This window comes from Pseudoalteromonas sp. C8, from assembly GCF_011378685.1.
Taxonomy (GTDB): domain Bacteria; phylum Pseudomonadota; class Gammaproteobacteria; order Enterobacterales; family Alteromonadaceae; genus Pseudoalteromonas; species Pseudoalteromonas arctica.
This window is the reverse complement of sequence record NZ_WTKT01000017.1, coordinates 80261-96697: the sequence shown is the minus strand read 5'-3', so window position 1 is coordinate 96697 and position 16437 is coordinate 80261. Positions and strand designations below refer to the sequence as shown.

The 16437-nt window shown below is 39.4% G+C and carries 7 protein-coding genes; 3 read left to right on the top strand and 4 right to left on the bottom strand.

Going from position 1 to position 16437, the window contains the following annotated elements; all coding sequences use genetic code 11:
• Nucleotides 1-85: 85 nt before the first annotated feature.
• Complete coding sequence (locus GQR39_RS15640; RefSeq protein WP_165736088.1) at nucleotides 86-2275, bottom strand: malate synthase G; 2190 nt, start codon at nucleotides 2273-2275, stop codon at nucleotides 86-88.
• A gap of 241 nt (nucleotides 2276-2516) precedes the next feature.
• Here GQR39_RS15640 and GQR39_RS15635 point away from each other — a divergent pair, with 241 nt between their 5' ends.
• On the top strand, nucleotides 2517-4118 hold the full coding sequence (locus GQR39_RS15635; protein ID WP_165736087.1) for an isocitrate lyase: 1602 nt from the start codon (nucleotides 2517-2519) through the stop codon (nucleotides 4116-4118).
• Between the two features lie 816 nt (nucleotides 4119-4934).
• On the opposite strand, the gene GQR39_RS15630 is transcribed toward GQR39_RS15635, so the two are convergent.
• From GQR39_RS15630 to GQR39_RS15620, 3 genes are all read right to left on the bottom strand, one after another.
• Nucleotides 4935-6953: a S9 family peptidase gene (locus tag GQR39_RS15630; protein ID WP_165736086.1), complete on the bottom strand. Its 2019-nt coding sequence runs from the start codon at nucleotides 6951-6953 to the stop codon at nucleotides 4935-4937.
• Nucleotides 6954-7105: 152 nt separating this feature from the next.
• On the bottom strand, nucleotides 7106-7840 hold the full coding sequence (locus GQR39_RS15625) for a 5-oxoprolinase subunit PxpA (RefSeq protein WP_165736085.1): 735 nt from the start codon (nucleotides 7838-7840) through the stop codon (nucleotides 7106-7108).
• 1 nt (nucleotide 7841) lies between these two features.
• Complete coding sequence (locus GQR39_RS15620; RefSeq protein ID WP_165736084.1) at nucleotides 7842-9653, bottom strand: glycoside hydrolase family 3 protein; 1812 nt, start codon at nucleotides 9651-9653, stop codon at nucleotides 7842-7844.
• Between the two features lie 1006 nt (nucleotides 9654-10659).
• Here GQR39_RS15620 and GQR39_RS15615 point away from each other — a divergent pair.
• Entirely contained in the window at nucleotides 10660-14514 is a 3855-nt protein-coding gene (locus GQR39_RS15615; RefSeq protein ID WP_165736083.1) for a S8 family serine peptidase, read from the top strand.
• A gap of 276 nt (nucleotides 14515-14790) precedes the next feature.
• Entirely contained in the window at nucleotides 14791-16314 is a 1524-nt protein-coding gene (locus tag GQR39_RS15610; protein ID WP_165736082.1) for a sensor domain-containing diguanylate cyclase, read from the top strand.
• The last annotated feature ends 123 nt before the right edge of the window (nucleotides 16315-16437 follow it).

Genomic DNA, 16437 nt, shown 5'->3' with positions numbered 1-16437 from the left:
TAAAAGTGATGTTATTCTAATTTTAGGCGATAAAAAACCAGCTTAAAAGCTGGTTTAGCACTTAATCTGAACTTTGCTTAAGCGGTTAAAGCGTATTCGTTTTTTGTGCTTTATATTTTATACGGTAGCTATGTAGCAGTGGTTCAGTGTAACCACTAGGTTGTGTTACACCCTCCAAAACCAGTGCAAGTGCAGCTTGAAACGCTATGCTGTTATTAAGGGTTTCTTCGTTTGTTGCCATGGGTGTATATGCAGTGTCGTGCTCGTTTTGACCATCAACCACTTTGGCCATTTTAGCCATTGTTGATTTTATTTGCGCCTTTGAGCACACGCCATTTAGTAACCAATTAGCCATATGCTGGCTTGAAATACGCAGTGTTGCTCTGTCTTCCATTAGCCCGATATGGTTAATGTCGGGTACTTTTGAGCAGCCAACGCCTTGATCAATCCAACGTACAACGTAACCTAAAATGCCTTGTGCGTTGTTTTCTAGCTCACTTTGAATATCTTCTTTTGAAAGCGTTTTAGGGTCTGTCATTAGCGGCGGTGTAAGCAGGTCATTAAGGCTCGCAATAGTACGTTTAGCTATACTTTTCTGCTCGGTAAATACGTTTATATCGTGATAATGCATTGCATGCAGAGTAGCCGCAGTAGGGGAGGGCACCCATGCAGTATTAGCGCCTGATTTAGGGTGAGCTTGTTTTTGCTCCATCATTAATGCCATTTTATCTGGCATTGGCCACATGCCTTTACCTATTTGTGCTTTATGACTTAAGCCACAAGCAAGGCCAATATCGACGTTGCGATCCTCATAAGCTTGTATCCATGGTTGCTGCTTAATCTGTGCTTTTGGAAGCACAACGCCCGCTTGCATAGAGGTATGAATTTCATCGCCTGTGCGGTCTAAAAATCCAGTATTTATAAATACAACACGCTCTTTGGCTGCATAAATACAGGCTTTTAGGTTTACAGAAGTACGGCGTTCTTCATCCATAATACCCATTTTAAGCGTGTTTTTAGGTAAGCTTAGCGCTTCCTCTACTAAGCTAAATAAAGTGTTAGTAAACGCTACCTCTTCAGGGCCATGCATTTTTGGTTTTACTATATTAATACTTTGCGCGCTGGTATTTTTAATACCTGTTTTTTTATTTAGGTCGTGCAGGGCAGCGGTGGCAGTAAACATCGCATCCATAATGCCTTCAAATACCGGTTGATTGTACACATCGGTAATCGCAGGATTCGTCATTAAATGGCCAACGTTTCTAACAAACATCATGCTACGGCCTTTTAAAGTAACGGTGCCGCCATCGAGTGCGGTGTATGTTTTATCACTTTGCAGAGTGCGCTCTACAGTTTTATCGCCTTTTTTAAACGATTCAACTAGGTTACCTTGCATCAAACCAAGCCAATTTTTATAAACTTGTACTTTATCTTCTGCATCTACCGCAGCTACAGAATCTTCACAATCCATAATGGTTGTAAGCGCGGCCTCTAACACTACATCTTTTAAGCCTGCTTTATCTGCTTGGCCAATAATGTGGTGGTGATCGATATGTAGCTCTATATGTAAATCATTGTTTTTTAATAACACTACGGTTGGGTTTTGTGCTTCACCTTGATAGCCAATAAGCTGAGATGGGTCAGCTAATGTGGTTTGAGAGCTATCACGTAACGTAATTAAAAGTGCGCCATCTACTACTGAATAATTAGTGCTTTCTATATGCGAGCCATTAGTGAGCGGCAATGCTTTATCTAAAAACTGGCGAGCGTAGGCCATTACCTTAAAACCACGAACAGGATTGTAGGTATTCCCTTTTTCGGCTCCATCGTCTTCGCTTAACACATCTGTACCGTATAAAGCGTCGTATAACGAACCCCAGCGTGCGTTAGCGGCATTAAGTGCAAAGCGTGCGTTACTGACAGGCACAACCAACTGAGGACCTGCTGTAAGGGCTACTTCGGGTTCTACATTTTGGGTTTCAATTTCAAAGTTGGTAGGCTCTTTAACTAAATAGCCAATATCTTGCAAAAAGGCATGGTACTTAACGCTATCCCACGTTTTATTAGCAAGATGGTAGTCATCTATTTGCTGTTGAAGCAATTCTCGCTTTTCAAGCAGTGCCTTATTTGTAGGGGTAAGTGTTTGAACTATATGTGCAAAGCTTTGCCAAAATTGATGCTCACTTAAGTGAGTGCCTGGTAGTAATTGATTTTTAACAAAATCAGCGAGTTGTGTGTCTACGCTGAGTCCTGAATGTGTGAGAGTGTGGGACATAATTGCCTTCCTTAAACTGTCGCGATGTTGTTGTGTGCTTGTGCGTCAAGGCAACAATAACTCAAAAAGGCAATGTTGAGTGCTTTTTAGCCATTCACAAAATGTATAGCCACAATAACAACTATAAATTTACTAAATCTAGAAAAGGAGCCTAATGTTGAATCAAGCGAAACGGAGCACACACTCCTAGCCACTCTCACAACATTAAAATAATTTACACACTCGTTCGAAGGATTTTATTATGACAACATATCAACGCGAAACAGACACACTCTCTACTCTTTGCCAATCACAAGGCAGCGCATGGAAAGCTATTAACCCTGAATACGCAAGCCGTATGCGTTTACAAAACCGTTTTCGTACAGGGATTGAAATTGCGCAATACACAGCAGACGTTATGCGTGAAGATATGGCTGCATATGACGCCGACACAAGCCTGTACACCCAATCTTTAGGGTGTTGGCATGGCTTTACTGCCCAACAAATGATGATGGCTATTAAGCGCCATCAAAAAACAACTAAACGCAGCTATGTATACTTAAGTGGCTGGATGGTTGCAGCACTTCGCTCTGCATTTGGTCCGCTGCCAGATCAAAGCATGCACGAAAAAACATCGGTACCTGCATTAATTGAAGAAATTTACACATTTTTAAAGCAAGCTGATGCACGTGAACTAGACCACTTGTTTAACGATCTAGATGCAGCAAAAGCGAATGGCGGCGATGTTCAAGCTGTTATTGATAAAATAGACAACTTTGAAACTCATGTTGTGCCAATTATTGCTGATATTGACGCAGGTTTTGGTAACGAAGAAGCAACTTACTTACTGGCTAAAAAAATGATTGAAGCCGGTGCGTGTGCCATTCAAATAGAAAACCAAGTATCTGACGCCAAACAATGTGGTCACCAAGCGGGTAAAGTTACCGTTCCACACGAAGACTTTTTAGCAAAGATTAACGCAGTACGTTACGCCTTTTTAGAACTTGGTATTGATAACGGTATTATTGTGGCACGTACAGATTCATTAGGTGCAAGCCTTACTCAAAAAGTACCTGTGTCGCAAACACCAGGTGACTTAGCAAGCCAATACAATGCATTTTTAGAAACGACGCCAATTAACGGTGTTGATGACTTAAATGAAGGCGACACGGCAATGAAAATTAATGGCCAGTTATGTAAACCAACTCGCCTAGATAACGGTTTATATCAGTTCCGCGAAGGCACTGAAAAAGACCGCGTAGTATTAGATTGCATTACTAGCTTGCAGTCGGGCGCCGATTTACTGTGGATTGAAACAGAAAAACCACATGTTAAACAAATTGCAGAACTAGTGAATCGTGTAAAAGAACACGTGCCAAATGCAAAACTGGTATACAACAACTCGCCTTCGTTTAACTGGACGCTTAAGTTTCGTGAGCAAGTATATCAAGAGTGGGAAGAAGCAGGCCGTGACCTTAGTCCTTACCCAAGCCTTGGCGACAATAAAGGCCTTATGGCACCAGAAATGGATGCAACAGAACTTGCGCAAGCAGCCGATTTACTAGTGCAAAACTTCCAGCGCGATGGCGCACGTGAAGCAGGTATTTTCCATCACTTAATTACTCTGCCTACGTACCATACAGCTGCGTTGAGCACTGATATTTTGTCTGAAGGTTATTTTGGCGATATGGGTATGCTGGCTTATGTACGTGATGTACAACGCCAAGAAATTCGCCGTGAGCAAGCTTCTGTTAAGCACCAAGACCTAGCAGGGTCTAACATGGGCGATACACACAAAGAATACTTCTCTGGTGATAACGCGCTAAAAGCCGGTGGTGAAGACAACACCATGAACCAGTTTTAATTTCTAACTAGATAGTGTTACTCAAGGGCCAATAGGCCCTTTTTTATTGCTTTAAGTAAAGTTAGAACATTGAAGCATAATTACAGATCAGACTTTAACTAGGGCGTGTTGATCTTTGTGGATTGAAATTTGTTCAATCTAGGGGCGATTAAATCGCGGCGCGAGGTTTGTAACCTAGTGGGCTAAGTAAAAACCGAGCAACAAAGAGTTTATCGCCCCTAGAAAGAACCCAAAGGGCAGCGCATGTTTGGTATTTATGCTACGTTATCGCCTATTCATGGGGAATAACCACACTACATAAGCTCCGCCTTGCCTAAAAACCAAACATACTGCTGCAAATTAACCCACCAAAGTTCAACACGCCCTTGCCAAATCATGTTGGATCACTATTTAACTACCTGAGTGAATTTACAGATCAGAGTTTAACTAACCTTTCATAAAACGGCATATTTGGGGTGATTTTGCTGTAAAAAGCGTTTACAACAACTTTAAAAGGCAGGTAAGTGACTGATTTTTGCTTTAATAGGCAAACTTAGCGAATTTATAAACCGATTTTTTACTAACTTCTCTGTGCTATAAAACAAAATTTTACTAACTGATAGGCTATAAACAGTGACTCAAACCGATTTTTTACCAACTCAAGTTACAAAAAATGCTATAAACCGAAATTTTACTAACTGAAGTTTTAGCTAAGTCCGATATTTAACTGTCACAGAAGTGTAAAGGGGGTTTACAGTTTGAATACTAAGGCGGTAAATACAAAAGCCACTTATTTGAAGTGGCTTTTATTTGAGCTATAAATTTATTACCCAGAGTTTATTTAGTGTGTTTATCAAACCACCATTGAATATAAGCTACTTTAGTCATTAAGTTTGATGGGCGAGCTGTAATACCATGCGATGCATTAGGAATGCGCACCATTGCAGTATCAACGCCTTGTAGTTTTAATGCCTGATAAAACTGCTCAGTTTCTGATATTGGTGTACGGTAGTCAGATTCGCCAGTGAGCAACATAGTAGGAGTTTTAACGTTTCCAACATAACTAATAGGCGAGCGCTTCATGTAATGCTCGATGTGATCCCACGGTTTACCCGGAAACCAGTAATCAGCAAAAAACGGGTAAAAATCGGCAGTTAGTACAAAGCTGATCCAATTAATAACAGGCTTAGCAACTACAGCCGCAGCAAAGCGATCGGTATGACCTACAATCCAAGCTGTTAATACACCACCGCCAGAACCACCGGTTACAAACAATTTAGACTCGTCAATAAAGCCTTTCGCTATTAGCGCATCAACGCCAGTCATTAAGTCATCAAAATCGTTACTTGGATAATTATGATGAATAGTTTGTGCAAACTCTTTACCGTATGAATCACTGCCACGTGGGTTCATGTATAAAACCACATTTCCTTTGGCTGCAAACAGCTGAATTTCAGCGCTAAAGTGTGGACCGTAATTAGCTACTGGACCGCCATGTATTTCTAGTATTAGCGGATATTTTTTGCTGCTGTCAAATTCTGGTGGGTAAGCAATCCATCCTTGAATAGGTAACTCATCGTGACTTGATTTAATCCAAATTTCTTCCACTTTAGCGAGTTGTTTACTACCTAGTGCATCTTTATTAAGCGTAGTTAAGCGCTGCGCTTTACCGCGTTTAATTGTTGCTATATCAGCAGGGCGCTGAGTATCGGCAAGGGTAAAGGCTACTTCGCCATCTTCGCTTACATCAAAGTCACCACCAGAATAAGGGCGACCAAAGGCAACACTGCCAATTTGAGTTGTTATTATTTTACGCTTGCCGCTGCGTGGTTGATAGGCGAGGGCGGTTTGACCTTTATCTGCATAGCTAAAGTATATGCCTTTTGAGTTTGCACTCCATTTTATTTGACCTACGCTACGATCAAAATCTGGCGTTAAGCTAGTTGTGTTACCTGTTTTTAAATCACGAATATAAAGCTGAGCGTTTTCGTAGTTAGTGCGTTTATCATCGTAACCTGTGTACGCTAAGTAACGACCATCGGGCGATACTTTAGGCTGCTCGTCAGGTCCGTTTCGGTCAGTAACTTTAGTTATATTTTGTGTGGCTAACTCGAGTTGATAGATTTCACTGTTTGTGGGTTTTAGCTGGTTGTTTGTGTGCCTGTTTGCAGAAAAATAAAGCGACTTACCATCTTTACTAAAACTTACATCGCCTGCGTTATCAAATTCATCATGAGTGAGTTGTTTGGCATTACCACCGTTAGCATCTATGGAAAATAATTGGCTAAAACCTTTTTGTGTGTAACCGCCACCATCTGAACGATAATAAACATCATCAATAAATTTAGCGGGTTCTGCCCAGGTTGCGCCTTTTGGTTTGCCTGGTAAGCTCACTGGCGCTGAATTAGCGCTTGGAACAAACATGCTAAATATTAATTGGTTAGAATCAGGGCTCCATGTAATCGAACGTGGACTACTCGTTAAGTTACTAATTTTTGCCATAGCACCTGTTTTAAGCCATTTTATATATATTTGGCTGCTGCCATCGCGAGTTGATATAAACGCAAGGCGTTGACCATCAGGAGAGAGGACTGGCGAATAATCCATATGCACGCCAGAGGTTAGCGGTTGCATTTGTTTGGTTTTGTAATCAACAGACCAAATATTACCAACTTTGCGATCTGTTTTTATATCCATGCGGTTACGCACAAAATAAACAGTTTTACCGTCTTCGGTTATATCTATTTGATTGGCATATTCTAAATTAAACACGTCTTGCAGTTGTAGTGTATTTGTTTCAGCGTAGGCTAAATTGCTACAGCCTAAAATGAGGCTAAGTGTTAAAAGCTTTTTCATTTTAATCCCTGTTGTTACTTTTTTAATTTGCTAAGTAGTTATATGTTAGGGATTATTAAATTAACAGTAGGATGCGATGAAGCTCTTATTTAACTCTATGAGTTAAAGCTGTAAAGGGGGTTTACAGCTTCTATTTGAAGTTGTGTAAAAGTTTAGTTAGCTGAGTTACAAAGGGCTTTTATATCTTTTATAAGCGCTATGCCATCAGCATTGTCGCCATGTACGCATAAGCTATCGGCGTTGAGCGTTAGTTTTTTTCCAGTTCGTGTTGTCACGCTGCCATCGGATAAAAGCTGAGTTACTTGTTTTAGTAATGCAGCTTTGTTGTGAACGCTACCCTCAAGTGTTCGTGACACTAAATGCCCGTCGTCGGTGTACTGCCTGTCGGCAAATGCCTCGAGTATTAGATCAACTCCTGAGCCTTTAGCTATTTGAATGTGCTTATTGGCATTTTTAGTCGCTAAGACCATTAGTTTCAAATCTATTGGGTAGCTAGCAATTGCATTTATAACGGTTTGTAATATTTGCTCATCAGCCATCATGTCGTTATAAAGTGCGCCATGCGGTTTAACATAGCTAAGTGTTAAACCTTGTACTTTTGCCATGCCCTCAATAGCGGCTATTTGATAATGCAGGCAATTTGTAAGCTCTTTTTCGCTAAGTACCATTGAGCGCCTACCAAAGCCTTGCTTATCTGGGTAGCTTGGGTGAGCACCAATTTGTACGTTATGTTGTTTGGCAAGAGTGAGCGTGCTTGCCATTACATCGGCATCGCCTGCATGGAACCCACACGCAATATTAGCCATATCAATATGTGGCATAACGTCATCGTCTAGCCCCATTTTCCACGCGCCAAAGCTTTCGCCTAAATCACAATTGAGTTTCATATTAGTGCGCCTTTTGCGGTTTTATTGTGACAGGTAATACGCCGTTAGCCGGTGCTTCTCCTAGTAACACTTTTGCAAGTGCGGTAAAAGCAGGGCCAGATACAATATCGTTTTTATCTACATCAATATTATATGCGTAAGATGCAAGTACAGCATTTGCATAATTGCCAAATTTAGCAATGTCGTAAGGCGCTCTTAGGCTTATAAAAACAGTGCTTTTGTTTTCCTCTTTTGCCATATTTAATAATGACTCAAGTGCTTTTGGTTGCTCTGCATTATTAAGTGCAAAATTAGGATCGTCTTTTAAATCATCCATACCGCCAATTTCTACCGCACTTTGATTAGGCGTTGCATTGCCGGCTATAACTACATCAGCAGCGTGTATTTGTGTTTTAGCTTGTGCATGGTTAAACCCTTGTAGGCTGCTACAGCTATAGTTTAGTTTTTGCTGGCTGATAGCTTCAATCGCTTGCTGCATTGCCATACATTTACGCGTGTCGGGCATAATAATATGAACATTACTTCCTGCTTTTAAATTAAGCGGCAAAGTACTGTTATTATTTTTAACCTGCGTTATTGCCTCTACAGCAAGCTGCGCTTCTATTTCGCGATGTGCTGCACTGCCAATGGTTTGCTTTGCATTTATGAGCGCGGTAATAGGGTCAAAATTAGTGCTTAACCTAAATTTATTTTTAAGCGTAATTATACGCATCGCTGATTGTGCTACTTCTTGCTCGTCAAGTTGGTTTGATTTAACCGCTGCAACAAGCTCTTTAATAAGGTCATCGAGCTTGTTTAAATCATCCGGCGTTCTAATTTCAACGGGCATTAGGGCAATGTCAGCCCCAGCCGCAAACGTATTTATTACCGCTTGAGTTGGTGTGAAAAAGTTACTAATGCCAGCCATATCAAGCGCATCAGTTACTACAACACCTTGGTAATTAAGCTCACCACGTAAAATATCAGTAATGATTGCACGCGACATTGTTGCCGGTTTTATCATAGTTTTGCCATTAACACTTATGAACGTTGTGCTATCGAGGGCAGGGTATTGAATATGCGCCGTCATTATCATGCCTGGGTTTTGCTTGGCGATAATGTGCTTAAACGGTGCTAAGTCTTGCTCGTAAATAACTTCTTTTGCATGGTTTACTTTAGGCAAACCTGTATGGCTATCTACGTTTGTATCACCATGACCTGGAAAGTGCTTTAACGAGGTAATAACACCGTTGTTCTCAAATCCTGCAACCTGTGCGGCGCCTAATTTACTCACTAATGCTGGGTTTTCACCAAACGAACGTACGTTAATAACGGGGTTATCGGGGTTCATGTTTACATCAACCGTGGGCGCGTAATTTACATTGATACCCAGCGAGTTTAGTTCTTTAGCTATAACAGTTGCTGTTTTTGTCGCAAAGCTCGTACCGTGTTTTTTGTAGGTTGCGCCAATCGACATATTACCGGTAAATGAGGTGGCAACATCGCGTGGTAAACGCGCTACACGTCCGCCTTCTTGATCTATTGATATAAATAGAGGCAGCTTACTACTGGATTTACTTGCAGCTGTTTGCAATTGGCTATTAAGCGTAATTGTTTGTTCTATTGATTGGGTATTTTCAGAAAATAAAATAACTCCACCAATATCGTATTTAGCAATAGCGGTAGCAAGCTCATTAGGTAACTCGGTCATTGGAGTTCGGCATTTATTACTTGCTCCTTGCTGGCAAAAGTAGCGAAAGTCGAGTATTAACTTTTGCCCAAGTTGTTGTTCAAGAGAAAGCACGGGTTTAGCAAACGAGGATTGTAATGGCATTAAACACCCAGATAAAAAAACGATAGACGGTACAATACACTTATTTAGCAAAACACACTCCAAGGCTAAAAAGTAGATAAATGTATGCAGCTTAACTACTTTTCAGTGCAACTGCAAAGCCATACGCTAAGTGTTTTTACTAATTTAATAGGTGCTTAAGGTTTGTATTTATTAGTAACTTAATTGCATATGAGCGTTATAGTTGGCATGTAAATAAAATATATATTGTTAGGTCGAGCTTATCTTTTGAGGTTGAATTTACTGCTGTGTGTTTGGTTTTTTGACAAGGTGAGGCTTATGCAGTGTAATTATTCGCTATAAATAGACAATAACAAAATATAAAGGGAAACATGCCCTAGCTTCGTATTTTTTACGTTTTTTGCATGCAACACAGTTGCTTTCATTTACCTCTATACAGATTAAAAGTAGCAGCTTAATTTAGGCCTGTTGACACTAGGCATAGCTTGCAAGAGTACCTCAGGATTAAGCAAACTGTAACTATATAAGGTGGACAAACTCTAAGTTCAATGATGGCAGGGTGATAAAATATGCATTTTTTATAGATAGAATTTCAATAAAAGCCAAGCCAGTATGTTTCCTCTCAAATAAAATAACGTATTCAAATATACATCATGTAAACGAATGTAAACCTTTGTTTTTGCAATTAATGAAATTTAGTTAACGGTTTATTTAAGCTTGTTCATTGGCGTATTTGGAACAAAATAAATATAAAACCCTTACAAATCAGACACCAACCTCCCTTTGTAAATTGCTCTCTTTGATCATTGTATGTTTTATTAGTCTATTTAAGCACCTACTTTTTTACTTTTAAAATTACAGTATTCATAAACTACAACCAAAGCTAAAGCACACCATATTTACATTCCAATGACATGTGTTATCTTTCAAAGCAACCTTATTTATTTTAATTTAAATTCACTTAAATTTTTTAAATAAATTACCAAAAATAATAATTACATGCGTACAAAAGCGCAAGGAGTGTTCAGTGAAGACCCAAGTAGCATTAGCTGTTTCAGCAGCTCTATTAACCGTTTCGTTAAGCTCAGCAGCCGGCGGAAGCAGTGTTCATCAACAAATAGCACTTGCAAAGTCAGCAGTCGACAAAACTAAAACATCATCTACTTCAACTACTCGTGTAGCTAAAGCAGTAAAAAAAATCGTTGTTGAGCCTGATTTAGCATCTGGTGAATATACTTATATTGTTCGCCTAGCAGATCTACCGTTAGCGACCTATGATGGCAGCGTTGTTGGTTTTGCTGCTACAAGCCCTAAAATAGCAAAAAAAGAACTCTTTTCAAAATTAGCTAATAGCAAAATGAGCTCGCAACAGGTACGTAATGAATTACGTTTAGATGTTAAATCTACTGACGCGGTTCAATACACCAACTACCTTGAAGATAAACAACAAAGTTTCCTTTCTAAAGCACGCCTTTCATTAGGTAAACAAGCAAACGTTGTATATCAATACAAAAATGCATTCAACGGTGTTGCTATGCGCTTAACTCAAGAGCAAGCTGTAAAGTTAGCTGCTTTAGATGGCGTTGATTATATTGAACGTGAACGTATGGAAACAATGGATACTGACACAGGTCCTATTCATATTGGTGCCACCCAAGTATGGCAAGGCGAAGGTAATTCAGCCACTAATATGGGTGAAGGCGTTATTATTGGTGTAATTGATAGTGGTGTAAATACAGATCACGACTCATTCGCTGACATTGGCGGTGATGGTTACGACCATACTAACCCTTGGGGTGCTGGTAATTACGTAGGTGATTGTGCAGGTGACTTTGTTGAACTATGTAACGACAAATTAATTGGCGTTCGCTCGTATGCAAGTGTTACTGATAACTATGACGATGTAGAAGTTTTTGGTACTACACCGCCAGCTAAAAATGGTGAAGATTACGGCGGTCACGGCTCACACACAGCAAGTACAGCAGGCGGTAATATTTTAAAAAATGTACCGTTAATTGCACTAGAAACTGGTGTATTAGAAAGTGATGGTATCGTTAATGATACATTTTCGTTTGAACAAATATCTGGTGTAGCACCGCACGCCAATATTGTTGCTTACCAAATTTGTAGCCCTGGTAATACCGATGATAAATATACAGGTTGCCCTAGTGCAGCTATTGTTGCCGCTTTAGATGATGCGGTTGCTGATGGCGTTGATGTTTTAAACTATTCAATTAGTGGTGGTGGTAACCCTTGGGCAAGTTCTACTGAACTTGGTTTCTTAGCAGCACAAGAAGCGGGTATTTTTGCCGCAGTATCTGCTGGTAACGATGGTCCAGAAGCGTACACAACATCAAAAAATGCACCTTGGTATACTGTTGTTGGTGCTTCAACGCATGGTAGATCATTAGATAGCTTTGTTACATTTAACGATGAAGCGTTTGCATATTCAAACGGCACAGGTCCTATATTTACTGAAATTGTAACGGCTCCTCCTATTACGTCTTTATCTGTTGATGCAAATAATTTTGAAGGCTGTAGTGCTTTTGCTGCTGATTCATTTAAAGATGCTGTTGCTGTAATTAGTCGTGGTGCATGTGCATTCTCAGATAAAGTTGCTAATGCAACTGCTGCAGGCGCTGAAGCCGTTATTATTTACAATAATACAGATGGTGATACACGTCTTACTATGTCAGGCTTAGAAGGTACAACTATTCCTTCTGTAGCTATATCTGAAAACTCAGGTAAAGATTTATTAGATGCATTAGCTTCTACTTCAGGTACGACAATTTCTATCGACCCTGCAATCACTTTGGTTGTTGGTCAAGCTGATGATATGGCTGACTTCTCATCTCGTGGTCCTAACAGCACTACTGCTGATATTATGACTCCTTCTGTTACAGCGCCAGGCGTATCAATTTACGCGGCTTACAATGACCAAGATTTTGGTAATGATGTAACAGCCCCTTCTCCTGGTGACTTTGCCTTCTTACAAGGTACATCAATGTCAGCGCCTCATACTTCGGGTGCTGGTGCAGTATTAAAATCTGCACATCCAACATGGACACCAGATAACATTCGTTCAGCATTAATGATGACGGCTACAACCGATGTGCGTAAAGAAGACGGTTCAACACCAGCTGACGTATTTGATATGGGCTCAGGTAGTATTCGCGTTAATTTAGCGACTAATACTGGTCTTATCATGGATGAAACGTTTGGTAACTACATGAAGGCAAACCCTGCAACGGGTGGCGTTCCTTTATCACTTAACATTCCTTCAATGACAAATACACAATGTATTGATACATGTACTTGGACTCGTACATTTACAGCAACTAAAGATGCGAACTGGACTGCAACTCCAGTATCAACATCTAATAATATGTCATTAACTGTTTCACCAACTAGCTTTGATATTGAAGCAGGCGAAACACAAACCGTAACTGTAACTGCTGATGTAAGCGCATCTGCTGCAGATGTATGGAACTTTGGTAGCCTTGAACTAACTTCAGCCGGTTTACCAGATGCTCATTTGCCTATTTTAGTGCAAGTAGCTGAAAGTAATTTACCAGAAGCATTATCAATAGCGGCATCTCGCTCAAGCGGTACTTATACATTCACTGATTTAATGTCTAAAAGTTTGAATAATATTGAAGTTGGTGTATTTGATAAAAGCTCTAACTTAGTTGAACCACAAACAGTATTTGTTGAAGATGGTGGTTTAGACTTTGTAGTACTTACTTTTGATGAAGTTGTACCGAATGTAGTATTTAGTACTTCATCAGCAACAGCGCCGGACATTGATTTACGAGTTTTAGATAGCGAGTTTAATAACATTGGTAGCAGTGCTGGTCCTAACTCAAACGAGTCATTAACATTCCTTAATTTACCAGCTGATACTTATTACATTGTAGCAGACGGTTACACTGCCTCAGCACCAGGTGCAACAGATGAAGTTGTAATTAGTGCAGTATCAATCTTAACAAATGACGAATCTAAAAGTGACACTGTTAGTGCTGCCGTTGAAGAAAGCAATGGCTCGTTTGACCTAACAGTTGCATGGTCTGATAACAGCGGTAGTAGCTCATTACTGTCATTGAAATCAGGTGATGGTTCTACAGAAGTTCAAATCCCATTAACAGTATCGTTTGCTAATGATGAAGTAACTGAAACTGTATCTACTGAGTTAGCTGCGGGCAATCAAGAAATGATCGCAGGTAAAGCGCAATCTGTAAGTTTTGATATAGAGCCAAACTTTACCAATGCAGATAAAGTTTATACATTAAAAGCAATGGTTACCGAAGGTCAAGAAATTGCTAATGTAACTAATGATGGTGTTGTAAGCGGAAATACTGCTGAGTGGACTATTACTCGTAAGGCTGGCGAATCAACTGAGTTGCTATCTGTAGGTTTTGATTTAATTCCTAGAGAAGTAGGAACTGAAAAAGAGCTAACACTTACAAATACGATTGGCGATAGTACTGTTTCATCTACTTATAGCTTTGGTGTTAATGAAGCTGCACCTGTTGCTGTAATTACAGGTACTTCAAGTACAACTGAAGGTGATGTTGTTATATTTGATGGTTCTGAATCAACAGATGCAAATAATGACGAACTAACTTATACGTGGACTCAGTTATCTGGTACACCTGTTACTATTATTTTATCTTCGGCTTCTGAAGTTAAATTTAATGCACCTAAGGTATCAAGCGATGAAACTATCTCGTTCCAACTAGAAGTTAGTGATAGCAAAGGTAATACAGATACAGCTGTTGCATCAACGTCTATTATTAATAAGAGCTCAAGTGGTTCATTTGGTTGGTTAATGGCCTTGCTTACACCATTGCTGTTCGCACGTCGTAGAAAAAATAATTCGTAAGATTAAATACGTACTATAAATAAAAACCATTAGTTTCATTTGAATCTAATGGTTTTTTTATTACTTTCTGGAGGATAAAAAATGGCAATGCTGGAATATATTATTTATCACGCCATACCCTAACGCATTGTCGCTAAATTGAACAAACCAACTTAATTAAAAACACTTAAACGGGTATAATACCTAACTTCGTATAATACGCGCTGAATTTGAGTGCTTTGGAATGCAGCTTTGCTATATAAATTACTACCCGCTTTAAATTTAAGATTTCTTATATTGCTACTCGCATTCTCTGCAGCACTGAGCACATTGATAGGGAGTTTTTATTCTACCTATCAGGTTCAAAAAGAGCAGTTAACATCATATACGCTAAAAAGTAATTTAGCCTATGCACAAAAATTAGCCTCCGCAACTGATAACTTTTTAAAGTCTGCGCTTCAGCAGCTTGAATACTCAGCTAAAATTATTGAGCAATCACCAAATAACTCCAAATTATTAAACGATGAAGCCATTCGTTTAAATCATCAAACGGATAGCTTTAACTCTGTTGTGATTAATTTACATGGTGTAGTTGCAGCGACGTCGCCTCACTTTGAAAGTTTAATAGGCCAACAAATACAGTCTCCGGGAGCAATAGAAGCACTAAAAGAAAAACGCCCATTAATTAGTGAGCCTTATTTATCGGCAGCTGATAATTTAATTGTTTTTATTTCGCACCCGCTATTTGATTCTGAAGATAAGTATTTAGGTTATATTGGGGGCTCTCTTTATTTAAAAGAGAAAAATATTTTAAATGAGCTTTTAGAACAACATTACTACAAAGGTGGTTCGTACCTTTATGTTGTTAGCTCAAATAAGCGCATTTTATATCACCCAGAACCTGCCAGAATCGGCAACGTTATTGCTAACAATGCTGTGATTGACGCTGTTATAGATGGCGAAATAGGCACTTCAACGGTTATTAATAGCTTAAATAAGCCGATGCTCGCAGGCTACGCACCCATTACTTTATCTAAATGGGGAATAGTGGCGCAAAGACCATTAGAATCAACGCTCTCTTCGCTAGATACATTAACTATTGAAGTCATTGAACAAACAATACCTATGGCATTAGTCACATTTATTTTTATTGGTTTATTCGCACACTTTATAGCAAGGCCGCTAAAGCGATTAGCCGATAACGCAAATACACTCGATGATCCAAAAAGCTTAGAAAAACTTGAAAGCGTGAAGTCGTGGTATTTTGAAAGTCAAAAACTGAAGTTAGCGATGTTAAGAGAGGTTACTTTATTACAAGCACAAATAGGTGTGCTACGCCATGACTCACAAACAGATCCCTTAACAGATACGCATAACAGAAGAAGCTTAAACGGCCTACTTAACCAGCTTATGCTAAAGCAAACCCCATTCGCTATATTAGAAATTGATATCGACTTTTTTAAACGTGTTAACGATACTTTTGGACATGATAAAGGCGACGAAACTTTAGTTTCGCTAACAAATATAATTAAAAAACTATCAAGAAGAGACGACATAGTATCAAGAATCGGCGGTGAAGAATTTGTTCTTGTGCTACCAAATGAAAACAGCAAAAGTGCCTATAAAATAGCAGAGCGTTTACGTAAAACAGTAGAATCGACAGAAATAAACACCATTGGAACAATCACTATTTCTATAGGTATTGCAACCTGGCCTGAGCATAGTACTGATATTGCCCAAGTATATAAATGTGCCGATAAGGCGCTATACCATGCTAAAGAGCATGGTCGTAACCGATGCGTAGTGGCCGATATTAGCTAACCACAGCTTTGTTAAGTAATACTCTGTATTACCTTAAATTGATAAATACTTTACACAGAGTGCATGAGTTTATTAAGCCAGCCATCTGCTTTTGATGGCTTGTAAATCATTACTATGCCTTTG

Coding starts and splice junctions, on each gene's coding strand:
- GQR39_RS15635 (WP_165736087.1), top strand. CDS start 2,517: ATGACAACATATCAACGCGAAACAGACACACTCTCTACTCTTTGCCAA.
- GQR39_RS15625 (WP_165736085.1), bottom strand. CDS start 7,840: ATGAAACTCAATTGTGATTTAGGCGAAAGCTTTGGCGCGTGGAAAATG.
- GQR39_RS15640 (WP_165736088.1), bottom strand. CDS start 2,275: ATGTCCCACACTCTCACACATTCAGGACTCAGCGTAGACACACAACTC.
- GQR39_RS15630 (WP_165736086.1), bottom strand. CDS start 6,953: ATGAAAAAGCTTTTAACACTTAGCCTCATTTTAGGCTGTAGCAATTTA.
- GQR39_RS15620 (WP_165736084.1), bottom strand. CDS start 9,653: ATGCCATTACAATCCTCGTTTGCTAAACCCGTGCTTTCTCTTGAACAA.